Origin of the sequence: Demequina sp. (assembly GCF_049841215.1) — a bacterium.
Taxonomy (GTDB): domain Bacteria; phylum Actinomycetota; class Actinomycetes; order Actinomycetales; family Demequinaceae; genus Demequina.
Genome location: NZ_JASGEO010000010.1, coordinates 198356 through 224749, shown reverse-complemented (window position 1 = coordinate 224749; position 26394 = coordinate 198356). Strand labels below are relative to the sequence as shown.

The 26394-nt window shown below is 66.7% G+C and carries 8 protein-coding genes; 1 reads left to right on the top strand and 7 read right to left on the bottom strand.

The genetic code is table 11. From position 1 onward, the window contains the following. Positions 1-2: 2 nt before the first annotated feature. The 7 genes from fdxA to QM618_RS04505 all read right to left on the bottom strand — a co-directional run bounded on the left by fdxA (position 3) and on the right by QM618_RS04505 (position 25811). A complete protein-coding gene (gene fdxA / locus QM618_RS04535; protein ID WP_428095270.1) occupies positions 3-326 on the bottom strand; it encodes a ferredoxin in 324 nt (107 codons plus the stop codon). A gap of 61 nt (positions 327-387) precedes the next feature. Beyond that, positions 388-2505, bottom strand: coding sequence for a VanW family protein (locus QM618_RS04530; protein WP_428095269.1), 2118 nt, complete (start codon positions 2503-2505; stop codon positions 388-390). After that, a complete protein-coding gene (locus tag QM618_RS04525; RefSeq protein WP_428095268.1) occupies positions 2489-2887 on the bottom strand; it encodes a hypothetical protein in 399 nt (132 codons plus the stop codon). The genes QM618_RS04530 and QM618_RS04525 overlap by 17 nt, the downstream gene beginning before the upstream one ends. A 71-nt stretch (positions 2888-2958) precedes the next feature. Beyond that, positions 2959-4869, bottom strand: a complete 1911-nt coding sequence (typA, locus tag QM618_RS04520) for a translational GTPase TypA (protein WP_428095267.1) — start codon at positions 4867-4869, stop codon at positions 2959-2961. Positions 4870-4952: 83 nt separating this feature from the next. Continuing rightward, the gene (locus QM618_RS04515) at positions 4953-5669 is read right to left on the bottom strand and encodes a class I SAM-dependent methyltransferase (RefSeq protein ID WP_428095266.1); all 717 of its coding nucleotides are present in this window, start codon (positions 5667-5669) and stop codon (positions 4953-4955) included. Between the two features lie 9 nt (positions 5670-5678). Beyond that, on the bottom strand, positions 5679-24545 hold the full coding sequence (locus QM618_RS04510) for a DUF7507 domain-containing protein (RefSeq protein WP_428095265.1): 18867 nt from the start codon (positions 24543-24545) through the stop codon (positions 5679-5681). 234 nt (positions 24546-24779) lie between these two features. Continuing rightward, positions 24780-25811 carry an EamA family transporter gene (locus QM618_RS04505; RefSeq protein WP_428095264.1) on the bottom strand — a complete coding sequence of 344 codons (1032 nt, stop codon included), beginning with the start codon at positions 25809-25811 and terminating at the stop codon, positions 24780-24782. Positions 25812-25849: 38 nt separating this feature from the next. On the opposite strand from QM618_RS04505, the gene QM618_RS04500 reads away from it, so the two are divergent. Beyond that, on the top strand, positions 25850-26386 hold the full coding sequence (locus QM618_RS04500; RefSeq protein WP_428095263.1) for a CGNR zinc finger domain-containing protein: 537 nt from the start codon (positions 25850-25852) through the stop codon (positions 26384-26386). The last annotated feature ends 8 nt before the right edge of the window (positions 26387-26394 follow it).

Below are 26394 nucleotides of genomic sequence, written 5' to 3'. Positions count from 1 at the left end.
GCCTACTCGTGGCTCTGGAGTGGAAGCGCCTTGATGATGTCGTGATCGTGCTCGATGAGACCCATCTTGGCGGCACCGCCAGGCGAACCGATCTCGGAGAAGAACTCGACGTTCGCGGTGTAAAACTCGGCCCACTTGTCGGGGACGTCGTCCTCGTAGTAGATCGCCTCGACGGGGCACACGGGCTCGCACGCGCCACAGTCCACACACTCGTCTGGGTGGATGTACAACGAACGCTCGCCCTCGTAGATGCAGTCCACGGGACACTCGTCGATGCATGCCTTGTCCTTGACGTCCACACAGGGCAGGGCGATGACGTACGTCACTTACGGTCTCCTCGAATTGGGGTTGGCCTTGAGCCAACGGCCACCGCCATCATATCGAAGGTCAGCCAACGCACTTAATGGCGTTGTCGGGCCGGTACGTCCACGTCCACGAGCGCTTCTCCTTGAGTTCGTCTCCCAAGTACACCCAGCGCGTATTGGTGATGGTGAAGCCCGGCTCCCCCTTGCCCTTCGCCTCGCAGTTTTCTGCGCTGGACTCGGTGACGCCCGGCTGGCGGATGTTGGTTTTGTCCGATGCCTTGGTCTTCACGGTGTAGTACGGCGTTGACCAGATGTCGACGTTAAGGTACCCGCCAGAGACGTACGAGTTCATGATCATCGCGTACGGGGTGGTGTTTTCGAAGACGACGTTGATGGAACCGTTCACCACCGTGCTCTCGCGCCCCGCGGGATAGCGCGGGAACCATACTGAGTGGGGGCGGTGCTCGATGTCGTCATAGCCCGCGAAGTAGCCCGCGTTGAAGGTGGTGGTGGCCATCTGCGACAGACCGCCGCCGATGCCGGTGGTGAGCACGCCGTTCACGATGACGTGCGCGTCGTAGTAGCCGTTCTGCTTAGTGATGGGGCCAATCGTGTCCGTCAGATTGAAGCGCTCCCCCGGCTTCACGATGGTGCCCGTAACCAACTCCGCGGCACGCGCCAGGTTGCGCGTGCGGATCGGCTCGGGCGTGAGGGGGGTGCGGAAGTGCGACACCCTGTCCGTGAAGTCTTGCGTGGGAAGCTCTTCTGCGGTGACATCCGGCGGCGTCTCGATGTACGGGATGGGGGCGGACCGTGACGTGGACTTCCCCGCCGCAACCACCGCATCGCCAACGCTTTCGACGTCAAGCACGCGGCCCGGCTCGCCCTCGGTGACTTTGAGCTTGTGCGCCGAGGTGAACGTGTACGACGCGTCCACCGGATCGTTCTCAAGCTTGGGGTACTTTCCGAGCATCCACTCGGAAAGCGCCGCGCCGTCAACCTGCCATTGCAGCGCACCGTCCACGGCACCTACCGTCGAGTTGCCCGCCACCCTAGCTGCGGGGATGACCACGTTGCCGTTGTCTCCCGTGAGCGACGTTGGCCCTGCGAACACGTGCGCATTGAGGCCGGCAGCAAGCGCCTGCGCCTGACGCGTGGTGATTTGGGGCTCCTCGACCGTAGCCGTGACCTCGATGGGCTGCTTGGTTGGCCAGGCGTCGAGCACGTCGTCGTGAGCCGCGTCGCGGTCCACCGCAACGCTTTGGCTGCCGTCCGTGACCACCGCTGTGGTGCCGTCGATCGCGACGCTTGCGTCGGCGGCCGTGGAATCCAGCGCATCCGCCGCGGCGTCGATCGCCGCGGAGAACGCCGCGTCGTCAACCACCACCACAACGTCGTGATCGGTTCCTTCACCGCGCACCCGGTTCCACAACGCGGTGGGATCCAAGGTGAAGCCGCCCGCGTTCGCCACCGTGGCGTCCACGTCTACGCTCAAACCGGCCGACGCTGGCTCAAGTTCGGTGCTGTTGTCACCTGCCGTGAGGGTCACCGGGGTGCTGTTCGCGACGGCCGCGAGTTCCGTGGCGGTCTTCCTCGCCTCACCAACCGTGTCCCCTGCCGGCACGCCCTCGATGGTGGTCCCCGTAGGAACCGTGTCACGCAGCAGGAACGCCGCCACCAGGTAGGCGACCGCGATGAGAAGCAAGATGACGAGGGCAGTGACCCAACCCCGTCGCTTCTTCTTCTCAACCGGACCGGCAACCACCGCCGCGAAGGCCTCTGTTGGCGTGGGCTCCGTGAGCGGAGCGGCCGCTGGCGCCTCAACCGCGTAGGGAGAGACCGCCACCGGCTCGAGCACCTCGGTGGGCGCGTCTGCGGGCTCCGCGAGCACGGGCTCTGGATCGGGGGCTACAACTGGCGTGACCAGAGAGGTGCGGACAGGGACCGGAGCCGGCTCTGGCTCTGGCTCTGGCTCAGGCTCAGGCTCAGGCTCAGGCTGCGGCACCTCAGCGGTGACGACCGCCTCCTCAAGCACCTCCACAGGCGCCTCGACGGCCTCGGCGACCACAGCGTCGGGCATATCGCCTAACGCCGAACGCGACTGGGCGCGCTTGCGCAACCCACGGTGGGCTGGCGAGTTGCGCCGGGCGGCTACCTCACGCTCAAACTGCGCGCGCTGCGAGTCACGGGCCTTGGACACTCGTCGCCTCCCCCTCGCCGGCGGCCGGCGTTAGCGCGGGCGCTTTGGACGCCCCAAGAAGTCGCGGCGGAAGCAGGCACGCCACGATCACAGCAGCCGAGCCTCCCCACAGCCAGCTGTAGCCAAGCCCGTCACCCGCGACGAGCAACGACCCACCTGGGCCGGGCCTGCTGAACACGATGGTGAGGATCACAAAGGGCACGGCGAACGCGAGCACCCCAATCCACCCGCCCCACGTGCGAACGAAGATCATGGCGGCAAGAACCAAGGCGATGCTGAGGATCACGCCGAGCGGTGGAATGCTCCGGTGCGCGATCGCACCAACCACCGCAACCACGGCGCCAAGGATGGCCGAAACGACTATCTCGATGGCGCGGCGCATGCGGTCAAGAATAGGCGAGGCGCTTGCCCCAACCCGCCAGGCGACGTGCGCGCCGGGCGGCTTGGTTGGCGCTACTTGGCGGCCGCGTCCTGGCGCTTGGCGCGGCTTGCGGCGCGCGCGCGGTCCGTCTGGTTGAGGATCACCTTGCGGATACGCACCTTTTCCGGGGTCACCTCGACGCACTCGTCGTCGTTGGCGAACTCGAGCGACTCCTCAAGCGTCAGCTTGCGCGGAGGCGCCATGCGCTCCAGCTCTTCGCTCGTGGACGAGCGAATGTTGTTGAGCTTCTTCTCCTTGGTGATGTTCAGGTCCATGTCTTCGCCACGGTTGTTTTCGCCGATGACCATGCCCTCGTAGACATCGTCTGCGGGGCTCACGAAGAAGGTTCCGCGCTGCACGAGCTCGGTGAGCGCGTTGCTCGTGACCACACCCTGACGGTCGGCGACGAGCGAACCGGAGCTGCGGTACTCGATCGCGCCCGCCCACGGCTCGTAGCCGTGCGCGATGGAGCTCGCGATGCCCGTTCCGCGGGTATCCGTGAGGAAGGTGGAGCGGAAGCCGATGAGGCCACGAGCAGGGACGATGAACTCCATGCGCACCCAGCCGGTGCCGTGGTTGGACATCGACTCCATGCGGCCGCGGCGGCCCGCGAGGAGCTGCGTGACGGCGCCGAGGTGCTCCTCTGGAACGTCGATCGTCATGTGCTCCATGGGCTCATGAACCTTGCCGTCGACGGTCTTGGTGACCACCTGCGGCTTGCCAACGGTGAGTTCGAAGCCCTCGCGACGCATCTGCTCCACGAGGATCGCGAGCGCGAGCTCGCCGCGGCCCTGCACCTCCCACGAGTCGGGGCGCTCCGTGGGCAGCACGCGCAGCGAGACGTTACCGATGAGCTCGCGGTCGAGGCGGTCCTTCACCTGGCGCGCGGTGACCTTGGCACCCTTCACGCGGCCGGCGAGCGGGGACGTGTTGATGCCGATCGTGACCGAGATAGCAGGGTCATCCACCGTGATGAGCGGGAGCGGGCGGGGGTCGTCGAGATCGGTGAGCGTCTCGCCGATGGTGATGTCCTCGATGCCGGCGACGGCAACGATGTCACCCGGGCCCGCGGACTCAGCGGGGACGCGCTCCAGACCCTTGGTCTCGAGCAGTTCGGTGATCTTCACCTGCTTGGTGGTGCCATCCGCGCGCACCCACGCCACCTGCTGGCCCTTGCGGATCTCGCCGTTATAGACGCGCAGCAGCGCAAGGCGGCCAAGGAACGGGGAGGCGTCGAGGTTGGTCACGTGCGCCTGCAGCGGGTGGCCCTCCTCATACGACGGGGCGGGGATGCGCTCCATGATCGTCTCGAACAGGGGCTCGAGGTTCTCACCGTCGGGAAGTGTGCCGTCCGCGGGCTCTTTGAGCGAGGCGATGCCCGCCTTCGCGGACGCGTAGATGACGGGGACCTCAAGCAGCGCGTCGACGTCGAGGTCAGGAACCTCGTCGTGGAGGTCGCTCGCGAGGCCAAGCAGAAGGTCGTGGGTCTCTTCAACAACCTCGGCGATGCGGCTGTCGGGGCGGTCCACCTTGTTCACCACGATGATGACGGGCAGGTGCGCGGCGAGCGCCTTGCGCAGCACAAAGCGCGTCTGCGGCAGCGGTCCCTCGGACGCATCGACGAGCAGCACTACGCCGTCCACCATGGACAGGCCGCGCTCCACCTCGCCGCCAAAGTCGGCGTGACCAGGGGTGTCGATGACGTTGATGGTGACCCCGCCGTCGGCCGCCGCCTTGCCGGTGTACCGGATAGCGGTGTTCTTGGCGAGAATCGTGATGCCCTTTTCGCGCTCAAGGTCGCCGGAGTCCATGGCACGTTCGTTCACGTGGGCGTGCTCGCCGAAGGCGCCGCCCTGCCACAGCATGGCGTCCACAAGCGTGGTCTTTCCGTGGTCAACGTGGGCGACGATTGCGACATTGCGCAGGTCTGAGCGCAAGGGCATGCGAGGACTCGTTTCGTTTTTCAGGGGGTTGGCGGCGGTTGCCAGCAGTCCATTCTACCGGCCCGACGCTACGGACGGTAGTTCTATGGGCGCAGCGCCCTGTACGCGTGCGTTGCGTAGGGCATCTGGATTGGTCCGTCGGCGAGCGTCCCGAGCACGGTGTCCACGTCACCATCGACGCGCCGCTTGAAACCCTCATCACCCGCGATGTAGTAGCTACGTGAACGCACCATGGCGCGGATGTCGTTGCGCGACATGGACTTCTGCCAGTGCCAGATGCGCTCCTCGACCTCACCAAAAGGGGCCGCGACGTCGACGTCATCGGACGAGATCAGCGACTCCGCCGCCGAGGCTCCCATGGCCGCGCCGAGCGCAGCCACCCATGGCACGGACTCGTCGCGCACGTTCCAGATGAGGCCAAGCACTCCCCCGGGCACGAGCACGCGCGCGATTTCCGCGCTCGCGCGGGAAACGTCAACCCAATGCCACGCCTGCCCCAAGGTCACGGCCCCACACGAGCCGTCCGCGAGCGGAAGCGACTCCGCTGTACCGACAGCGCGCGGCACCTGCGGGAGGTGATCGGCCAAGGCGGCGAGCATGCCCTCGTCGGGATCGATAGCCGTGACCTGGAACCCCTGGGCCACGATCTCGGCGGTCAGCTTGCCCGTGCCCGCGCCGACGTCGGCAACGACCCCGGTGACGCCCGCGAGAAGCCATGCCACAGCGTCGGGCAGATACCCGGGCCGTCCCCGCTCGTAGTCAGCCGCTGCCGTGCCAAAACTGGTGCCGAGTGAAGCCATGCCACCAGGTTAGGCGGCGTCCTCCTCGTCGCGGCGCCTGCGCGTCACGAACATGATGAAGAAGCCTGCGATGACGAACGCGGCCGCCCACGGGATGAGCGCCATCACCGTGGCACCGGTGTGGGACAAGTGGTCGGGGACGTCGGGGACGTCGGGATCTGCGTCCTCCGCAGGCGGGTTGGCGCACAGCGCCGTTGCCTGCGGGTACTGGACGATGACGGTGACCTCGGGGTTGACCTTGAAGATCACCTCTACTCCGTCGCGCGTCCACGCGAAGTTGCCGTCAGTCTCCACATACGTGCCGTCCTCGAGCTGCATCCACCCAGGCCACTGCTGGGGATCGTCGGCAGAGGCTCCTGGCCACAGCATGGTGCCCTCGAGTGGCAGGCCCGTCACCACGTAGTCCTCGCCGTCCGGATCTGGGTTCACGAACGTGATGGTGAGCGGGTTCGCACCTTGGCTGGGGAAGCCTGCAGGAAGCGCGAGGTCCCAATCGAGGTACGGAACGTCCGCCTGGCACAGCGCGTGGGGCCGCGTCTTCACCACGAGAGGCAGATCCTCTGTCACCACAATCGTGAGAACCGCGTTCGCCTCGTCGCCGTCCTCATCCTCGATCGTGTACGGGATCTCCACGGTGCCGTGGAACCCGGGCACCGGGGTGAAGGTGAACGAACCGTCGGGGTTCAGAACGATGCTGCCCTTCGCCGGGTCCGGCTGCGTGTAGTCGGTGACCTTGATCTCGTCACCGCTGTCATTGCTGAGCACACCGTGGGTCGCGTCGACGGTGATGGGCACGCCACCGGTGGTGGTCGCGTCATCGTGCGTGGCCGTGGGGGGCTTCGGCGGCGACTGCGGCTCCGGCGGGTTGGCGCAGACGCTCGAGGCCTCTGGGTATGCGACCGTGATCGTCACCTGCGGGTTGACCTTGAACTGCACCTCCACGCCAGCGCGAGTCCAGGCGTAGTTGCCGTCGGTCTCGACGTAGGTGCCGTTCTCGAGGCGCTCCCAACCGGGCCACTGCTTTGGTGTCTCGTCGGACGCGCCCGGCCACAACAGCGACCCGGTGAGCGGGAGACCCGTCACCACATAGTCGTCGCCATCCTCATCAGGGTTGAGGAACGTGACGGTGAGCGGCGTGGCGCCCTGGCTGGGGAAGCCCTCAGGGAGCGCGAGGCTCCAATCGAGGTAGGGCATGTCGCCAACGCACATGGGCCGAGGCTGGGTCGTCACAACCAGCGGGAGGTCGTCGCCAACGGTAATGGTGAGAGTCGCGGACGTGGTCTGGTCGTACTCATCCTCGATCGTGTACGTGACCACCACAACGCCGTGGAAACCAAGCACCGGCGTGAACGTGTAGCCGCCGTCAGGCGCAATCGTGAGGCTGCCTTGCGCTGGGGTGGGGTCAGTGTGGCCGATGACCGTGATGCCCGTGCCGGAGTCGTTGCCGAGAACACCCTCGTCCGAGGCGCGCGTGATGGGCGTGCCGCCCGTGGTGGAGTCGACATCGTCGTCCGCGGCGATCGGGGGAATCTCCGGAGTGATCGTCACAGTGTTGGTATCGGTGTCAGTCACCGTGTCGCCTACCGGCGGCTTGCCCGACGCAGTGGCCGAGTTGGTCACGGAGCCCGCCTCAACATTCGCTTGCGTCACGGCGTACGTCACGTCGCACGAGACGGTTTCAGCGGGTGCGAGTTCCGCAAGTGGCGTTGCGAAGTCACACGGAGCCACGAAGGCGGCGCCCGCGAGTGCGTCGGTGACGGTCACGTTGGTGAGCGTCACGTTGCCGGTGTTCTCCACCGTGACGGTCCACTCCACGACGTCGCCCGCCTTCGTGGGCGCGCCCGACTTCTTGACCTTTGTCACCGTGAGCTCGGGGTCAGCAGCGATCGTCACCGTGTTGCTGTCCGTGTCGGTGATGGCGGGGCCGGTGGGCGGCGTGCCAGACACGCTCGCCGAGTTGGTGACTCCTCCCGCGTTCACGTTGGCCTGCGTGACGTCGTAGGTGACATCGCACGCCACGGATGCGCCAGGCAAGAGAGTGGCGATGGTGCCCGTGAACGCGCAGGGCGACTCAAAGCTCGCGTCCGCGAGGGCATCGGTCACCGTGACATTGGTGAGAGCCACGTTTCCGGTGTTTTCCACCCTGACGGTCCACACCACGGGGTCGCCCGCCTTGGTGGGCGTGCCGGACTTCTTCGCCTTCGTGACCTCGATGCCCGCGGAGCGCGCGATGGTCACGGTGTTGGAGTCCGTGTCCGTCACGGCGGGGCCGGTGGGCGGCGTGCCGGTTGCCGTGGCCGAGTTGGTCACTTCACCGTTGTTGACGTTCGCCTGGGTCACCGTATACGAGACGTCACACGCCACCGACTCGTTGGGCGCCAAGGCCGGAATCGCGCTTGCGAAGCCGCAGTCAGCGGGAACCTCCACGCCGGGCAGCGCATCCACAACGGACACGTTGGTCAGCGTCACGTTTCCGGTGTTCTTGACGGTGATGGTCCACACCACGGGGTCACCAGTGGCGGCGGGGACGCCGGACTTCTTGACCTTCGTGAGCTCGATCGCCGGGGCGGCCGCGATGAAGACCGTGTTGGTGTCGGTATCCGTCACGTTGGCGCCCGTTGGCGGGGTGCCCGTTGCGGTCGCGGAGTTCGTGACGGAGCCCGCGTTGACGTTTGCCTGTGTCACGTCATAGGTGACGTCGCACGTTGCCGACGCTGCAGGGGCCAGCGAGGCGATCGGCGTCTCGAAGTCACACGGCGAGACGAACGCGGCGCCGGCCAGAGCGTCGGTCACCGTGACGTCCGTCAAGGTGACGTTGCCCGTGTTGGTGACGCTTACGGTCCAGACCACGGGGTCGCCTGCCTTCGCAGGCGACCCCGACTTCTTCGCCTTGGTGACCTCCAGCGCAGCCGCGGCGGCGATGGTCACGGTGTTGGAGTCCGAGTCCGTCACATTGGGGCCGGTGGGAGGCGTGCCCGTGACGGAAGCGGTGTTCGTGACGGAGCCAGCGTTGACCTTGGCCTGCGTCACCGCGTAGCTCACGTCGCACGAGGCGGTCGCGCCCGGTGCCAGGGAGGGCATCGCCGAAGCGAAAGCACACGGCGAGACGAACACGGCACCAGCAAGAGCGTCGGTCACAGTGACGTCCGTGAGGGTCACCGTGCCCGTGTTCTCGATTGTCACCGTCCAGACCACGGGGTCGCCGGCCTTGGTGGGTGTTCCCGACTTCTTGACCTTGGTGAGTTCGATGCCGGCGCTCGTTCCGATCGGCACCGTGCTCGACGCGGCTTCGCTCACTGCCGGCCCGGTGGGCGGCGTGCCACTTGCGGTGGCGGAGTTGGTCACCGTGCCAGCGTTGACGTTCGCCTGGGTTACCTCGTAGGTGACGTCGCAGGTCACCGTCGCGCCAGGCGCGAGCGACGAGATCGGGTCAGCGAAACCGCACGGCGAGACGAACGCAGCGCCAGCCAGAGCGTCGGCCACCGTGACATCCGTGAGGGTGACTGTTCCCGTGTTGGTGACCGTGACGGTCCACACCACAGCGTCGCCCGCCTTTGTGGGCGTGCCCGACTTCTTGGTCTTGGTGATGTCAATCGCGGCGACAGGGGTGATCGTCACGGCGTTGGAGTCGCTGTCCGTGACATTCGCGCCGGTTGGCGGGGTGCCCGTGGCGCTCGCGGAGTTGGTCACGGAGCCCGTGTTCACGTTTGCCTGGGTGACGGCGTAGGAGACGTCACACGTCACGGAGGCGTTGGGGGCAAGCGTGGGGATGGGGTCAGCGAAGCCACAGGCGGAGTCAATGACCACGCCGGCGAGCGCATCCGTCACCGCCACGTTGGTCAAGGTCACGTTGCCAGTGTTGGCCACCGTCACGGTCCACACCACGGGGTCGCCCGCCTTCGTGGGCGCTCCCGACTTCTTTACCTTCGTCACCTCAAGTGCGGGCGCCGAGGCGATAGTCACGGAGTCCGTGGCGGTGTCAGTAACCGCGGGGCCAGTAGGCGGAGTGCCCGACGCCGTGGCGGAGTTTGTCACGCCGCCCGCGTTTACGTTCGCTTGGGTCACGGCGTACGTGACATCACACGAGGCGGAGGCGTTGGGGGCCAAGCTGGCGATGGGGTTGGCGAACGCGCACGGCGTCACGAACGTGGCGCCCGCGAGCGCGTCGGTCACAGTCACGTTCGAGAGGGTGACGGTGCCGGTGTTGGTGACAGTGACGGTCCACACCACGGGGTCGCCGGCCTTCGCAGGTGTCCCAGACTTCTTCACCTTGGTGACGTCGATGGCAGAGGTGCCTGCGATGGTGACGGTGTTGGAGTCGTCATCCGTCACGGTGGGGCCGGTGGGGGGCGCGCCGACTGCCGACACGGTGTTGGTGACCGCGCCAGCGTTGACGTTGGCCTGCGTCACCGCGTAGCTCACGTCGCACGAGACGGAGGCGTTGGGCGCGAGCGAGGCGATGGGCGCCGCGAACGCGCAGCCCACGGGGATGGCCACACCAGCGAGTCCCTCAGTCATCACGACGTTCGCGAGGGACACGTTGCCCGTGTTGGTCACGGTGACGGTCCACACCACGGGGTCGCCCGCCTTGGTGGGGGTGCCGGACTTCTTGACCTTCGTCACGCTGATGCCAGCGGCGGCACCGATGCCCACAAAGTTGTTCGAGGTGTCGGTGACATTGGGGCCCGTGGGGGGCGTGCCGGTGGCCGTGGCGGTGTTGGTGACACCACCCGCATTCACGTTGGCCTGCGTCACCGAGTAGGTGACGTCGCACGTCACCGTCTGCGCTGGGGCCAGCGAGGCGATCGGCGTCTCGAAGTCACACGGCGAGACGAACGCGGCGTCAGCCAGAGCGTCGGCCACGGTGACGTCCGTCAAGGTGACGTTGCCGGTGTTGGTGACGCTCACGGTCCAGACCACAGGGTCACCGGCCTTGGTTGGCGTGCCCGACTTCTTGACCTTGACCACGTCGATCGCCGCAGCGGGGGTGATCGTCACCGCGTTCGCGTCGCTGTCGCTGACATTGGGGCCCGTGGGGGGCGTGCCGGTGGCGCTCGCGGAGTTCGTGACGCCACCCGCGTTCACGTTGGCCTGCGTCACCGAGTAGGAGACGTCGCACGAGAGGCTCGCGCCCGGAGCGAGCGACGCAACCGTCGACGACAAGGGGCACGGCGAGACGAACGCGGCGCCAGCCAGAGCGTCGGTCACCGTAACGTTCGCGAGGGTGACGCTACCGGTGTTGGTGACCGTGACCGTCCACACCACGGGGTCACCCGCCTTGGTGGGCGTACCCGACTTCTTGACCTTCGTGACGTCGATGCTTGCGGAAGGCGTGATCGTCACGGTGTTGGAGTCCGTGTCGGTCACCACAGGGCCGGTGGGAGGCGTGCCCGTGGCGGTGGCGGAGTTCGTCACCGCGCCCGCGTCCACATTGGCCTGCGTGACCGCGTAGCTTACGTCGCAAGAGACGGAGGCACTGGGCGCGAGCGTGGCGATCGGAGACGCGAAGCCACATGGCGTCACGAGCGTGGCGCCCGCGAGGGCATCCGTAACGCTCACGTTGGTCAGCGTCACGGTGCCGGTGTTGGTCACCGTGACGGTCCACACCACCGAGTCGCCCGCCTTGGTGGGCGCCCCGGACTTCCTCACCTTCGTGACGTCAATGCCGGGCGTCACACCAATGGGAACGGTGTTCGCGTCCGCGTCGGTCACGGTGGGGCCGGTGGGCGGCGTGCCCGTGGCGCTCACGGAGTTCGTGACCGCGCCGGCGTCCACGTTCGTTTGCGTCACCGCGTACGTGACATCGCACGTGAGCGACGCGCCGGGCGCGAGCGACGCGATGGGGGTTGCGAAGGGGCACGGAGAGACAAGCGAAGCGCCAATGAGCGCATCCGTCACGATGACGCTAGACAGCGTGACGTTGCCGGTGTTGGTGACCGTCACGGTCCACACCACGGGATCACCCGCCTTCGTTGGCGTCCCAGACTTCTTCACCTTGGTCACGTCGATGCCAGCAGCGGGCGTGATTGTGACGGCGTTCGAATCCGTGTCGCTCACGGCCGCCCCGGTTGGAGGCGTGCCGGTTGCCGTGGCGGAGTTAGTGACTCCGCCGGCGTTGACGTTCGCCTGCGTCACGGAGTAGGTGACGTCGCACGTCACCGTCTGCGCTGGGGCCAGCGAGGCGATCGGCGAAGCGAAATCACAGGGCGAGACGAACGCGGCGCCAGCCAGAGCGTCGGCCACCGTGACGTTCGTGAGCGTCACGTTGCCCGTGTTGGTGACCGTGACGGTCCACACCACGGGGTCACCCGCCTTCGCAGGCGTGCCCGACTTCTTCACCTTCGTGATGTCAATAGCCGGGGCTGCCGCGATGGTGACCGTGGTGGAGTCCGCGTCCGTGACATCGGCGCCGGTGGGCGGCATGCCCACGACGGATGCCGTGTTCGTGACACCGCCCGCGTTCACGTTCGCCTGGGTCACCGCGTAGGTGACATCGCACGTGACGGTCGCCGCCGGGGCCAGGCTCGCGATGGGCGTGGCGAATGTGCACGGCGAGACGAGCGTGGCGCCAGCCAGAGCGTCGGTCACCGTGACGTTGGTGAGCGTGACATTGCCCGTGTTGGTGACGCTCACGGTCCACACCACGGAGTCGCCTGCCTTGGTGGGTGTGCCCGACTTCTTGACCTTGGTGAGTTCGATCGCAGGGGACGCGGCGATAGTGACGGTGTTGGAGTCGCTATCCGTCACGTTGGGGCCGGTGGGAGGGCTGCCCACGGCGGATGCGGAGTTGGTGACGCCGCCTGCATTGACGTTCGCCTGCGTCACGGCGTAGTTCACGTCGCAGCTCGCCGACGCGTTCGGCGCGAGGCTTGCGATGGCCGTGGAGAAGGCGCACGGCGTCACAAGCGAGGCACCCGCGAGAGCATCGCTCACCGTGACATTGGTGAGAGTGACGTTGCCCGTGTTGGTCACGGTGACCGTCCACACCACGGGGTCGCCTGCCTTCGCTGGCGTCCCAGACTTCTTCACCTTCGTGACATCGATGCTCGCGGACGGCGAGATCGTGACCGTGTTGGAGTCGCTGTCCGTGACGTGTGCTCCGGTGGGAGGCGTGCCGGTGGCGCTCGCCGAGTTGGTCACACCACCTGCATTGACGTTCGCCTGGGTGACCGCGTAGCTGACGTCGCAGCTCACCGAGGCGTTCGGCGCCAGGCTAGCGATGGGCGTGGAGAACGCGCACGGCGTGACGATCGTGGCGCCCGCGAGAGCGTCCGCAACCGTGACGTCCGTGAGGGTGACGTTGCCCGTGTTCGTGACCGTAACGGTCCACACCACGGGGTCACCGGCCTTCGCTGGCGAGCCAGACTTCTTCACCTTCGTTACGTCGATGGCTGCGGCTGCCGTGATCGTCACGGTGTTCGTGGCGGTGTCGGTGACGTTGGGCCCAGTTGGCGGGGTGCCCGACGCTGTGGCCGAGTTGGTCACGCCGCCAGCGTTCACATTCGCTTGAGTGACCGAGTAGGAAACATCGCATGCTGCGGAGGCACCAGGTGCGAGCGACGCGATCGGAGACGAGAAGTCACACGGAGTGACGATCGTGGCGCCCGCGAGAGCGTCCGTGACCGTGACGTTGGTGAGGGTGACGTTGCCCGTGTTGGTGACCGTGACGGTCCACACCACGGGGTCACCCGCCTTCGTTGGCGTTCCAGACTTCCTCACCTTGGTGATGCCTACTGCGGCAGCGGGTGCGATGGTGACGGTGTTGGAGTCCGTGTCGCTCACGGCCGGCCCGGTGGGAGGCGTGCCGGTGGCCGTCGCGGAGTTCGTGACGGAGCCCGCGTTCGAGTTCGCCTGCGTCACCGAGTAGCTCACATCGCACGTTGCAGAGGCGCCAGGCGCGAGCGAGGAGATCGCCGACGAGAAGGCGCACGGTGCCACCAGAGTCGCGCCAGCCAAGGCATCCGAGACGGTGACGTTACTCAGGGTTACAGTGCCCGTGTTGGTGACCGTGACGGTCCACACCACAGGGTCCCCAGCCTTCGTGGGAGTGCCCGACTTCTTGACTTTGGTGATGCCAATCGCGGCAGAGGACGTGATGGTCACCGTGTTGGAGCCGGAGTCCGTGACGGCGGGGCCAGTGGGAGGCGTACCGCTGGCGCTCGCGGAGTTCGTGACTGTACCCGCGTTCACGTTGGCCTGCGTTACGGCGTAGCTCACATCGCACGAAACGGACGCGTTGGGGGCAAGTGACGCAATGGGCGACGAGAAGCCGCATGGGGTCACGAGCGTGGCACCCGCGAGCGCATCCGTGACCGTCACATTGGTGAGGGTGACATTGCCCGTGTTCGTGACTGTGACGGTCCACACCACCGGGTCACCAGCCTTGGTTGGCGTTCCGGACTTCTTCACCTTCGTCACGTCAAGGCTTGGGTCGGCGGCGATCGTTACGGTGTGCGAGCCCGTGTCCGTGACGTTCGCGCCGGTGGGAGGCGTGCCGGTAGCGGTGGCGGAGTTGGTCACACCACCCGCGTTCACATTGGCTTGCGTCACCGCGTACGACACGTCACACGAGACTGCCGCGTTGGGAGCGAGCGAGGCGATCGGGGACGAGAAACCGCACGGGGTGACGATCGTGGCGCCCGCGAGCGCATCCGTGACCGTGACATCGGTGAGGGTGACGTTGCCCGTGTTCGTGACCGTGACGGTCCACACCACGGGGTCGCCAGCCTTCGTTGGCGTGCCCGACTTCTTCACCTTGATGACATCGATGCTCGCCGACGGCTCAATGGTGACGGTGTTCGAGTCCGCGTCGGTGACGTTGGGGCCGGTGGGGGCCGTGCCAACGGCGGATGCCGCGTTGGTAACCGATCCCGCGTTCACGTTGGCCTGCGTCACGGAATAGGTGACGTCGCAGCTGGCAGCGGCCGACGGAGCTAGTGAGGCGATCGGCGTGGCGAATGCACACGGCGAGACGAGCGCGGCGCCAGCCAGAGCGTCGGCCACCGTGACGTCCGTGAGCGTGACGTTGCCGGTGTTGGTGACCGTCACGGTCCACACGACTGGGTCGCCCGCCTTGGTGGGCGTGCCCGACTTCTTCACCTTCGTGACCTCGAGCGCAGGCGAGGCGGCGATGGTCACGGCATTGGAGTCAGTGTCGCTCACTGCCGGCCCGGTGGGCGGCGTGCCGGTTGCCGTAGCGGAGTTGGTGACACCTCCCGCGTTCACGTTCGCCTGAGTCACCGAGTAGCTGACGTCGCACGTGAGCGACGCGCTGGGCGCGAGCGATCCGATGACCGAAGAGAACGAGCACGGGGCAATGAAGCTGGCGCCGGGAAGGGCGTCGGTCACGGTGACATTGGACAGCGCGACGTTGCCCGTGTTGGTGACCGTCACGGTCCATTCCACGGGGTCACCCGCCTTCGTTGGGGTGCCCGACTTCTTCACCTTCGTCACGTCGATAGCCGCCTGCGAGGCAATCGTCACGGTGTGCGAATCGGAATCGGTGACGTTGGGTCCCGTTGGAGGGGTGCCCGACGCTGTGGCCGTGTTGGTGACGCCGCCTGCGTTCACATTGGCTTGAGTCACCGCGTAGGTCACGTCGCACGCCACTGACGCGTTGGGAGCCAGCGAGGAGATGGGCGACGAGAAGCCGCACGGCGTCACCAGCGTGGCGCCCGCGAGAGCATCAGTCACGGTCACGTTCGTGAGCGTGGACGTGCCCGTGTTGCGCACGGTGACGGTCCACACCACGGTGTCCCCTGCGTTCACCGGGGAGCCGGACTTCTTGACCTTCGTGACATCAATCGCTGCGGTTGGCGTGATGGTGACGGTGTTCGCATCCGAGTCCGTCACATTAGCGCCCGTTGGCGGGGTGCCGGTGGCGGCTGCCGAGTTGGTCACGCTACCGGCGTCGACGTTGGCTTGGGTCGCCGCGTAGGTGACATCGCACGAGACGGCCGCGTTGGGAGCGAGCGAGGAGATGGGCGAGGAGAAGCCACACGGTGTCACGAGCGTGGCGCCCGCGAGGGCGTCGGTCACCGTGACGTTGGTGAGAGTCACGTTGCCAGAGTTGCGCACCGTGACGGTCCACACCACGGGATCGCCCGCCTTAGTTGGCGTTCCCGACTTGTGGACCTTCGTCACGTCGACCGCGGGCGCCGCACCGATCGGCACCACGTTCGAGTCGGAGTCCGTCACGATTGGCCCGGTGGGAGGGGCGCCGGTAGCGCTCGCCGAGTTGGTCACGCCGCCCGCGTTCACATTGGCCTGCGTGACCGCATAGGTGACGTCGCACGAGACGGACGCGTTGGGTGCGAGCGCTGCCATGGGGGACGAGAAGTCGCACGGCGTCACCAAGGTGGCACCGGAGAGAGCGTCCGTCACGGTGACGTTCGAGAGCGTGACATTGCCCGTGTTGGTGACCGTCACGGTCCACACCACGGGATCACCCGCCTTCGTCGGCGAGCCGGACTTCTTTGCCTTCGTAACGTCGATGCCAGCAGCCGGGGTGATCGCGACGGTATCCGCGGCGGTGTCCGTGACGTTGGCGCCGGTTGGCGGCGTGCCGGTGGCGGTTGCCGAGTTCGTCACGCCACCCGCGTTGACGTTCGCCTGCGTGACGGCGTAGGACACATCGCACGAGAGCGAAGCACCCGGCGCAAGCGAGGCGATCGTGCTGGAGAAGCTGCACGGCGACACGAATGCGGCGCCAGCCAGAGCGTCGGTCACCGTGACGTTCGTGAGGGTGACCGTTCCCGTGTTACTGACCGTCATGGTCCACACCACAGGGTCGCCCGCCTTAGTGGGCACGCCAGACTTCTTGACCTTCGTCACATCGATGGCAGCGGCGGTGGCGATCGGCACGGTGCTGGTATCGCTGTCCGTGACGTTCGCGCCGGTGGGCGGCGTGCCCACGACGGAGGCGGAGTTGGTGACCGCTCCCGCGTTCACATGTGCCTGGGTGACCGCGAAGGCGACGTCGCAGGTCACGGAGCCGCCCGGCAGCAACGTGGAGATGGGCGACGAGAAGCCACATGGAGTGACGATGGCGGCGCCCGCGAGCGCGTCCGTCACGGTGACGTTGGTGAGCGTCACATTGCCCGTGTTGGTAACCGTGACGGTCCACACCACCGGGTCACCGGCCTTGGTGGGGGTGCCCGACTTCTTCACCTTGGTCAGGTCGATGGCGGGCGACCGCGCGATTGTCACGGTGTTCGAGTCGCTGTCCGTGACGTTTGCGCCGGTTGGCGGAGTGCCGACGGCGCTCGCCGAGTTCGTCGCGCCACCCGCATTCACGTTCGCCTGCGTCACCGCGTAGGTCACATCGCACGAGACGCTCGCCGCCGGAGCGAGCGAGGCAAGGGGTGTAGCGAACGCACAAGGCGTGACGAGCGCGGCGCCGGCCAGAGCGTCGGTCACCGTGACGTTGGTGAGCGTCACGTTTCCGGTGTTCGCCACCGTGACGGTCCACACCACCGTGTCGCCGGCCTTCGTTGGCGTCCCGGACTTCTTCACCTTGGTGACATCGAGGTGTGCCGTGGGAGCGATCGTGACCGTGTTGGAGTCGGTGTCCGTGACGTTGGGGCCCGTGGGGGGAACGCCCGTGGCGGTGGCCGAGTTGGTCACGCCCCCAGTGTCAACATTTGCCTGCGTCACGGCATACGTGACGTCGCAGCTTGCCGACGCGTTAGGTGCCAGGCTCGCGATCGCCGTGGAGAACGCGCACGGCGCCACCAGAGTGGCGCCCGGCAGCGCGTCGGCCACCGTGACATTGGTGAGCGTGACGTTGCCTGTGTTGGTGACGGTGACCGTCCACACCACGGGGTCACCCGCGTTCGTTGGCGTACCCGACTTCTTCACCTTGGTGAGTTCGATCGCCGCGGACTGGGCGATCGCAACGGTGTTCGCGTCCGTATCCGTGACCGCGGGTCCAGTGGGCGGGGTGCCCGACGCTGTGGCCGAGTTGGTCACACCACCAGCGTTCACGTTGGCTTGGGTCACGGCGTAGGAGACGTCGCAGGTCGCCGAAGCACCGGGAGCGAGAGAGGCGATCGCGGACGAGAACACGCACGGAGTGACGAGCGTGGCACCGGCGAGAGCGTCGGTCACCGTGACGTTGGTCAGGGTCACGTTGCCGGTGTTGGTGACCGTCACGGTCCACACCACAGGGTCACCTGCCTGCGCGGGCGTTCCCGACTTCTTCACCTTGGTGAGGCCAATCGCGGCGGACGCGGCAATGGTGACCGTGTTCGATTCGCTGTCCGTGACGTTGGGGCCCGTGGGAGGCGTGCCGATGGCGCTCGCCGAGTTTGTGACACCGCCCGCGTTCACGTTCGCCTGCGTCACGGAGTATGAGACGTCGCAGGTCAACGTTGCCCCGGGAGCAAGGGAGCTCACGGCCGACGAGAAGGGACACGGCGAGACAAAGGTGGCGCCCGCGAGCGCGTCGGTCACGGTCACGTTGGTGAGGGTCACGTTGCCGGAGTTGCGCACACTCACGGTCCACACCACGGGGTCGCCTGCCTTGGTGGGCGTGCCCGACTTCTTGACCTTTGTGACGTCAAGAGCGGGGCTCTGGGCGATGGTCACCGTGTCGGAGCCGGTGTCGGTGACGGCCGGCCCCGTAGGCGGCGTGCCCGTGGCGGTGGCGGAGTTGATGACGGATCCCGCGTTCACGTTGGCCTGAGTTACCGCGTAGGAGACATCGCACGAGACAGACGCGTTGGGGGCAAGCGACGCAATGGGCGACGAGAAGCCGCACGGGGTCACGAGCGTGGCGCCCGCGAGCGCGTCGCTCACCGTGACGTTGGTAAGGGTGAGGGCGCCAGTGTTGCGGACCGTCACGGTCCACACCACGGGGTCACCCGCCTTGGTGGGTGTGCCCGACTTCTTCACCTTGGTGACATCGATGCCCGCGGTCGCGCCGATGGGCACGGTGTTCGCATCCGAGTCGCTGACATTGGGGCCCGTTGGCGGCGTGCCAACGGCGCTCGCGGAGTTCGCGACAGACCCTGCGTCGACGTTCGCTTGCGTCACCGCGTACGAGACATCGCACGTCAGGGTGACACCAGGGGCGAGCGAAGCGATTGCCGCGGAGAACGGGCATGGCGACACGAAGCTGGCGCCCGCGAGCACGTCGGTAACCGTGACATTCGTGAGCGTCACGTTGCCGGTGTTGGTGACGCTTACGGTCCACACCACGGGGTCACCGGCCTTGGTCGGCGTTCCCGACTTCTTGACCTTCGTCACGTCGATGGCTGCAGCCGGCGCGATCGAGACCGTGTTGGCGTCCGTGTCAGTGACGCTGCCGCCCGTGGGGGTGGTGCCCGACGCTGTGGCGGAGTTGGTCACGCCGCCCGCGTTCACGTTGGCTTGCGTCACGGCGTACGAGACGTCGCACGTCAGCGTTGTGCCGGGCGCTAGCGAGGCCACGGTGGACGAGAACGGGCAGGGAGCCACGAGCGTCGCGCCAAGGAGTGCGTCGCTCACGGTGACGTCGGCCAGGGTGACGTTGCCGGTGTTGGTGACACTTACGGTCCACACCACGGGGTCACCCGCCTTGGTGGGGGTTCCCGACTTCTTGACCTTGGCCACATCAATGGCGGCGACTCGCGTGATCGTGACGACATTCGAGTCCGAATCCGTGACGTTCGCGCCCGTTGGCGGCGCGCCGGTGACCGAGGCGGAGTTGGTGACGCCGCCGGCGTTGACGTTTGCCTGGGTCACCGCGTAGCTCACGTCGCACGAGGCGCTTGCGCCGGGCGCGAGCGACGCGATCGGGGACGAGAACGCACACGGGGTGACGAGGGTGGCGCCGGCGAGCGCGTCCGTGACGGTGACGTTCGAAAGCGTGACGTTTCCAGTGTTGGTGATCGTGACTGTCCACACCACGGGGTCGCCGGCCTTGGTTGGCGTGCCCGACTTCTTCACCTTGGTGAGGTCGATAGCGGGGGCCGAGGCGATGGTGACGGTGTTGGAGCCCGCCCCCGTCACCGTGGGCCCGCTGGGAGGCGTGCCCGTTGCCGTCGCGGAGTTGGTAACGGATCCGGCGTTCACGTTCGCTTGGGTCACGGCGTAGGTGACATCGCACGACGCTGAGGCGGCGGGCGCCAAGGATGCGATGGGGGACGAGAAGCCACATGGGGTGACGAGCGTGGCACCGGCGAGAGCGTCGGTCACCGCGACGTTGGTCAGAGTCACGTTGCCCGTGTTGGTGACCGTAACGGTCCACACCACCGGGTCGCCGGCCTTGGTGGGCGTGCCCGACTTCTTGACCTTGGTGACGCCGATGCTCGCTGCTGAGGCAATCGTGACGGTGTTGGAGTCTGTGTCAGAGACATTGGCACCCGTTGGAGGCGTACCGGTGGCCGTGGCGGAGTTGGTGACACCTCCCGCGTTGACGTTGGCCTGCGTGACCGAGTAGTTGACGTCACACGCGACGGACGCACCCGGTGCCATCGACGCAATCGCAGAGGAGAAGGCGCACGGCGTCACGAGGGTGGCTCCGGACAGCGCATCGCTCACCGCGACGTTGGTGAGGGTCACGTTGCCCGTGTTGGTCACCGTGACCGTCCACACCACGGGATCGCCAGCCTTGGTGGGCGTACCCGACTTCTTGACCTTCGTCACGTCGATGGTCGCAACGGGGGCGATGGTGACCGCGTTCGAGTCACTGTCTGTGACGTTCGCTCCGGTGGGGGGCGTGCCCACGGCCGACGCGGAGTTCGTCACGCCTCCCGCGTTCACGTTCGCCTGGGTCACCGAGTACGAGACGTCACAGGACAGCGAGACCCCTGGCGCAAGCGAAGCGACGGTGGAAGAGAACGGGCACGGCGCCACAAGCGAGGCACCGAGCAGCGAATCGGTGACGTTCACGTTGGTGAGGGTGACGTTCCCGCTATTGCGCGCGGTGACTGTCCACACCACGGGGTCACCCGCCTTGGTGGGCGTTCCCGACTTCTTGACCTTCGTCACGTCAATCGCGGCGGCGGGCGCGATAGTGACGGTGTTGGAGTCCGAGTCCGTAGCGGCCGGGCCAGTGGGTGGCGTGCCCGAGGCGCTCGCCGAGTTCGTGACCGTGCCCGCGTCAACATTGGCCTGCGTGACCGCGTAGCTGACGTCGCACGAGGCGGAGGCGCCCGGCGCGAGCGAGGCGATCGGCGACGAGAAGGCGCACGGCGTCACGAGCGTGGCACCGGCAAGGGCATCCGTGACGGTGACGTTGGAGAGCGTGACGTTGCCGGTGTTCCTCACGGTGACGGTCCACACCACGGGGTCGCCCGCCTTGGCTGGAGTGCCCGACTTCTTGACCTTCGTCACGTCAATGCCCGAGGTACGGGCGATAGAGACTGCGCTCGAGTCCGTGTCCGTCACGTTGGCCCCGGTGGGCGGAGTGCCGGTTGCGGTGGCGGAGTTGGTGACAGAGCCGGCGTTGATGTTGGCTTGCGTCACCGCGTACGAGACATCACAGGTTGCGGTGGCGTTGGGCGCGAGAGAGGCGATCGCGGACGACAAGGCGCACGGCGTCACGAACGTGGCACCAGCAAGAGCATCGGTGACCGTGACATTCGTGAGTGTCACGTTGCCCGTGTTCCGCACCGTGAGGGTCCACACCACGGGATCGCCCGCGTTGCTCGGCGTGCCGGACTTCTTCACCTTGGTGATGTCGATGGCTGCGGCGGGCGCGATCGTGACCGAGTTCGAGTCTGAGTCGGTGACGTTGGCACCCGTTGGGGGCTCGCCTGAAGCGGACACCGAGTTGGTGACTGATCCCGCGTCCACGTTCGCTTGCGTGACCGCGTAGGAGACATCGCACGACGCGGTGGCGTTGGGCGCTAGGGACGCGATCGCTGAGGAGAAGGCGCACGGCGTCACGAGCGTGGCGCCCGCGAGAGCGTCCGTCACCGTGACATTTGTCAGCGTCACATTGCCGGTGTTCCTCACCGTGACGGTCCACACCACAGGGTCACCCGCGGCCGTAGGCGTTCCAGACTTCTTCACCTTTGTGACGTCGATCGCGGCAGACGGCGAAATGGCCACGGTGTTGGAACCCGTCGCCGTGACGTTGGGTCCCGTGGGAGGAGTGCCCGTAGCGGTCGCCGAGTTCGTGACCGACCCCGTGTCAACGTTCGCTTGAGTCACCGAGTAGGAGACGTCACAGGACACGCTCGCGCTGGGAGCCATCGACGCGATTGCGGAGGAGAAGGCGCACGGTGTGACCACGGTCGCTCCCGCGAGGGCGTCCGTCACGGTCACGTTCGTCAGGGTCACGTTGCCGCTGTTGGTGACCGTCACGGTCCACACCACAGGGTCACCGGCCTTGGTGGGCGTGCCCGACTTCTTGACCTTCGTCACAGACAGTGCCGGCGACTGGGTGGTGGTCACGGTCGACGTGGCGGTCTTCGTGATCGCGGCGCCAGTTGGCGGGTTGCCGGTGGCCTGCACGGTGTTGGTGATCGATCCGGCGTTGAGATCGGCCTGGGTGGCCGAGTAGGAGACCACGCACGATGCTGAGGCGGCGGGCGCGAGCGTCACACCGGCAACGAGAGAGCACCCCGTGCTCGGTAGGGTGGCGCCAGCGAGTTGCTCAACGGCCTTGACCCCAGTGAGCGTGACGTTGCCGGAGTTCGTCACCGTGACCGTCCACTGCACGGGGTCACCCACGTGCGACGGAGACACTCCGGATACCGGGGTCTTCGTCACGGTGAGGGCGGGCGATTGGGTGGTCGCCACGGTCGAGGTGGTGGTCTTGGTGACATTCGCTCCCGTTGGCGGCTTGCCCGTGGCCTGAACGGTGTTGGTCACGGAACCGGCATCGAGGTCAGCTTGCGTCGCGGAGTAGGAGACGACGCACGAGGCGGACGCGTTGGGCGCGAGCGTCACTCCCGCGACGAGCGGGCATCCCGTCGTCGGCAGGGTGGCGCCGGACAACTGCTCCGTGGCCTTGACGTCGGTGAGCGTGACGTTGCCGGAGTTGGTAACCGTGACCGTCCACTGCACCGGATCGCCAACGTGGGAGGGCGACGTGCCCGCGATGGGCGTCTTGGTGATCGTGAGGTCGGGAGCTGGCACGATCGTCACGGTGTTGGTGTCGGAGTCCGTCGCCGAGACGTTCTTTGGCGACACACCGGTCGCGGACGCGGTGTTCGTGACCGAGCCCGCGTTGACCTCCGCTTGCGTCATGACATGGGAGACATTGCAGTTGGCGGAGGCGCCCACCGCAAGGGTGGTGGGGAACCCACACGCCGAGATGGCGGACGCGCCCACGAACGCGTCGGTGACCGCCACGCTTGAGAGCGGCGTGTTGCCGGTGTTCGTGATCAGAACGTTCCACGTGACCGTGTCACCGGCCTTCGTGGGGACGGTGCCGACGCGAGTCTTCGTCACGTCGATCGCGGGCTTCTCCGGCCACGACATCGTGATGGGGTAGTCCTCCACCTCACCGCCGCCTGCGTAGCCGGTGGCCTGAAGTTCTGCGGTGGTGGGCGCAATGCGGAAGCGCGCGAACGAAGGCTGGACTGCGAGCGCTGGCGCACTGGACGGGGCCGTGAAGGATAGCGATACCGTGCCACCGCCGCTAGGACAGGCGGGGCTGGTGGTGGACTTCTCCCCCGCGTCAAACACGCCGTTGGCGTTGAAGTCGATCCATCCGGCGACGTACGCCGCCTGGGAGGTACTCGTACTGCACTGTATCCCTGAGACGGTCACCGTACTGCCGGGGGTTGCCGTATATGAGGACGCGAGCGTGACGCCGTCCTCATCGTCGGTGCCGGTGTTGTCATCGCCGTTGGCGGTGGCACTGAACTGTGAGGCGGCTTCGAAGTCCACGGCAGAGCCAAGGCGCATTGTCGGCTGGCCCTGGGTCGCGAGCGTGAAGCCACTCGAGAACACACCGGTGCCCGTCCCAGAGCCGCTGTAGGCGGGAACAGTGCCACCGGTGAACCCTGACTGGCTCACGGCACCGGCAACACCGTACGAGGACGGAGCGTCGCCGAAGTCGAGATTGAGCAGAACACCGAGCGCGATCGCCTCGTTTCCACGACCAGCGAGCGTCACGTTCGTTGCGGATGACACGCCATCCATGAACGCCACCGACATGGCATTCGGCAGAACCGCCGCGGTGTTGTCTTCGCACGTGGTGTTCGCCGCGCCCTGCAGCACCAACCTGCTCGTCGAAGCGGTGGGCGAGGTGCGCTGCGCGTAGTTGTCCTGGGTGCAGGACGTTCCGCGGGTCCGGTCGAGGATTCGCCACGTGCCCGCGCTCGAGATGGTGGCACCGATGTACTCCTGGAAGGAGCCGTTGTTGACCGACGACTCCGCGCTGGCCATCACCAGACCGGCAAGCGGCACCGTGGTGCGCGAACTCCCCACCACCAGTTCGGCACCACACGAGAAGTCGAACGTGATGGTGTTCGCGTTGTGGTGATTGCGGACGCCGGCGACCAAGGTGTTGTTGGTTCCGGTACCGCCGATGTTGTACAGCTCATCAAAGCCGTCGCCGCGCCACGTGCCGGAGGCGTAGGCGTCAAGCCACGGCTCGCCGGGCTGCGCGGGACGGGTCCCGTTAGCAGTTTGATCAGTGCCGCGCGGTCGAGCGAGATTGTCGATGGTGCACGTCACCACGATCTGGTGAGCGCCAATCGTGATGGTTTCCGTGGCGATGATGTCACCGCTTGCGTTTGGCGCGAGCGTTTCCCCGTTGTCGCCCCAGCTAATCCACTGGACCTGAGGGAATCTAGCGGCGCCCGCGGTGGCGGCCACAGCGTCGGCCGGCGCGACGGGAAGGGCGACGGGAGCGAGCACGCCAGCCAGCAGCGCGACGATCACGAGTGCCGCGTACCGCGGGCGCGCGAACGCACGCGTGATGGAACCGCGCATCCTAGATCTCCTCAGCTTGCGTCTGCACTTCCCTCGGTGCATCCGCCCCTCGAACCCAAATCTACCTGGCGATATCGGACAACCCAGGTATTGGAGTGACGAATCTCACGTCTGCTCGACGGCGCATTTCGCCCTTCCGCCGGACTCGGGGATTCGGCGAGTCCCGGAGCGCCACCTCTGGCAGGTAGGCGGCGGCTACGACGGGGCCGGCACGTCCGGCGGAAAGGCGAGGTCCTATACGGCGACGGGCTCCTGCAACTCGTCGCGACGAGGAACCGGGAGCGGCTCCACGGTGATCTCGTTGGGCTCCATCGGAGGCTCGCCCAGCTTGACCACAACGACGCCGGCGAGCACGAGCGCGGCACCCAGCATCTGAATGGCCGCGGGAGCCTGACCGAGCAACACCCACGCGAACACCGCTGCCGCGAGCACCTCGGTGAGCGCCACGAAGGATCCGAGGCGCGCCCCAAGGCGCCGAGTGGCGGCGATGCCCGCCACGTAGGCGATCGCAGCGGTGACCACGCCCAGCAGGCCAACCGCGAGCCACGCCGGAATCGCGAAGCTCTGGAACTGCACGTCGCCGGCCCCAAAGCCCATGGGCAGGAAGCCAACAAGAGCGGCGAGGCCAAGGGCCACCGCGGCCACGGCAAGGCCCGACGCCGCGAGCGTGATGGGAGGCAGCGGGTTGGAGTCGTCGGCGGAGACGATGAAATACACCGTGGCGCCAACCATCGCGCCGAGCGCCCAGCCGATACCAGACAAGCTGATCTGTGCGCCGCCAAAGACATTGATGAGCAGCACCAGGCCAAACGCCGCGATGACCGCGCCAATGGCGGTGAAGCGCGTGGGCTTCTGCCCCTTGCGCACCCATAGGTACAGCACCACGGCAACGGGCGCGAGGTACTCGATGAGCATCGCGATGGAGACGTCGAGCGTCTGCACTGCCATGAAGTAGAACAATTGCGCGCCGGCAACGGCGAAGAGGCCGTAGGCAACGATGGGCCCGACGCTACGGGCAAGCAGGTGCCACCGTCCCCTCAGCGCCATGGCACCTGGCACGGCGAGCACGAGGGCGGCGATCGTCACGCGCAACAGCACGGCAGAGCCTGCAGTCCAGCCGAGGTCCATGAGGCCCTTGGCGAGCGAGCCGGAGACGCCAAAGGACATGGCCGCGAGAAGGGCGAAACCGATGCCAGACGCGAGGCGAGAGTTGGGTGCCGCGGCCCCCGCGGTCGCCGTAGGTGCGTCATTAGTCATCGTGCTCATGACTCATTACGATATCGGAAACGTGGTAATGTGTCAAAATGACGTTCGCACATGACACCGTGGAGGCTCTCGAGTCTGCCGTGTTCTTGTCGAACTCGGAACTTGAGCCCGACACGATGACCACTCTGGGCGAACTCCGCAGCTATTTCAGCGGCTTCGGCTACACCGGCCCGGCACCCACAAACAGAGACCTTGAGCCCGTTCGTGCGATCCGCGCGCAGTTGCGAGAACTGTTCCTCGCCACGCGCGACGAGGCCGTCCCCATCGTCAATCGCATCCTTGAAGAGCAGCACGCGCTCCCCCAGCTCGTGCGCCACGGAGATGTCGATTGGCACATCCACGCCACCTCCGATGACCGCCCTATCGCGGAGCGCATCCTCGTGGAATCCGCGATGGCGATGATCGACGTGATCCGCGCGGACGAGATGAGCCGCTTCTCCCATTGCGGCATGGACGACTGCGAAGGCGTGGTCTTCGACATGTCACGCAACCGCTCCAAGAAGTACTGCACCGTGACGTGCACCAACCGCGCGGCCCAGATAGCCTTCCGCGCCCGCCAGGCCGAGGACGCTTAGCCGAGCCC

Excerpts from the sequence above, each read along its gene's own strand:
- QM618_RS04505 (WP_428095264.1), bottom strand. The coding sequence starts at position 25,811 with ATGAGCACGATGACTAATGACGCACCTACGGCGACCGCGGGGGCCGCG.
- QM618_RS04510 (WP_428095265.1), bottom strand. The coding sequence starts at position 24,545 with ATGCGCGGTTCCATCACGCGTGCGTTCGCGCGCCCGCGGTACGCGGCA.
- QM618_RS04500 (WP_428095263.1), top strand. The coding sequence starts at position 25,850 with ATGACGTTCGCACATGACACCGTGGAGGCTCTCGAGTCTGCCGTGTTC.
- QM618_RS04515 (WP_428095266.1), bottom strand. The coding sequence starts at position 5,669 with ATGGCTTCACTCGGCACCAGTTTTGGCACGGCAGCGGCTGACTACGAG.
- typA (WP_428095267.1), bottom strand. The coding sequence starts at position 4,869 with ATGCCCTTGCGCTCAGACCTGCGCAATGTCGCAATCGTCGCCCACGTT.
- QM618_RS04525 (WP_428095268.1), bottom strand. The coding sequence starts at position 2,887 with ATGCGCCGCGCCATCGAGATAGTCGTTTCGGCCATCCTTGGCGCCGTG.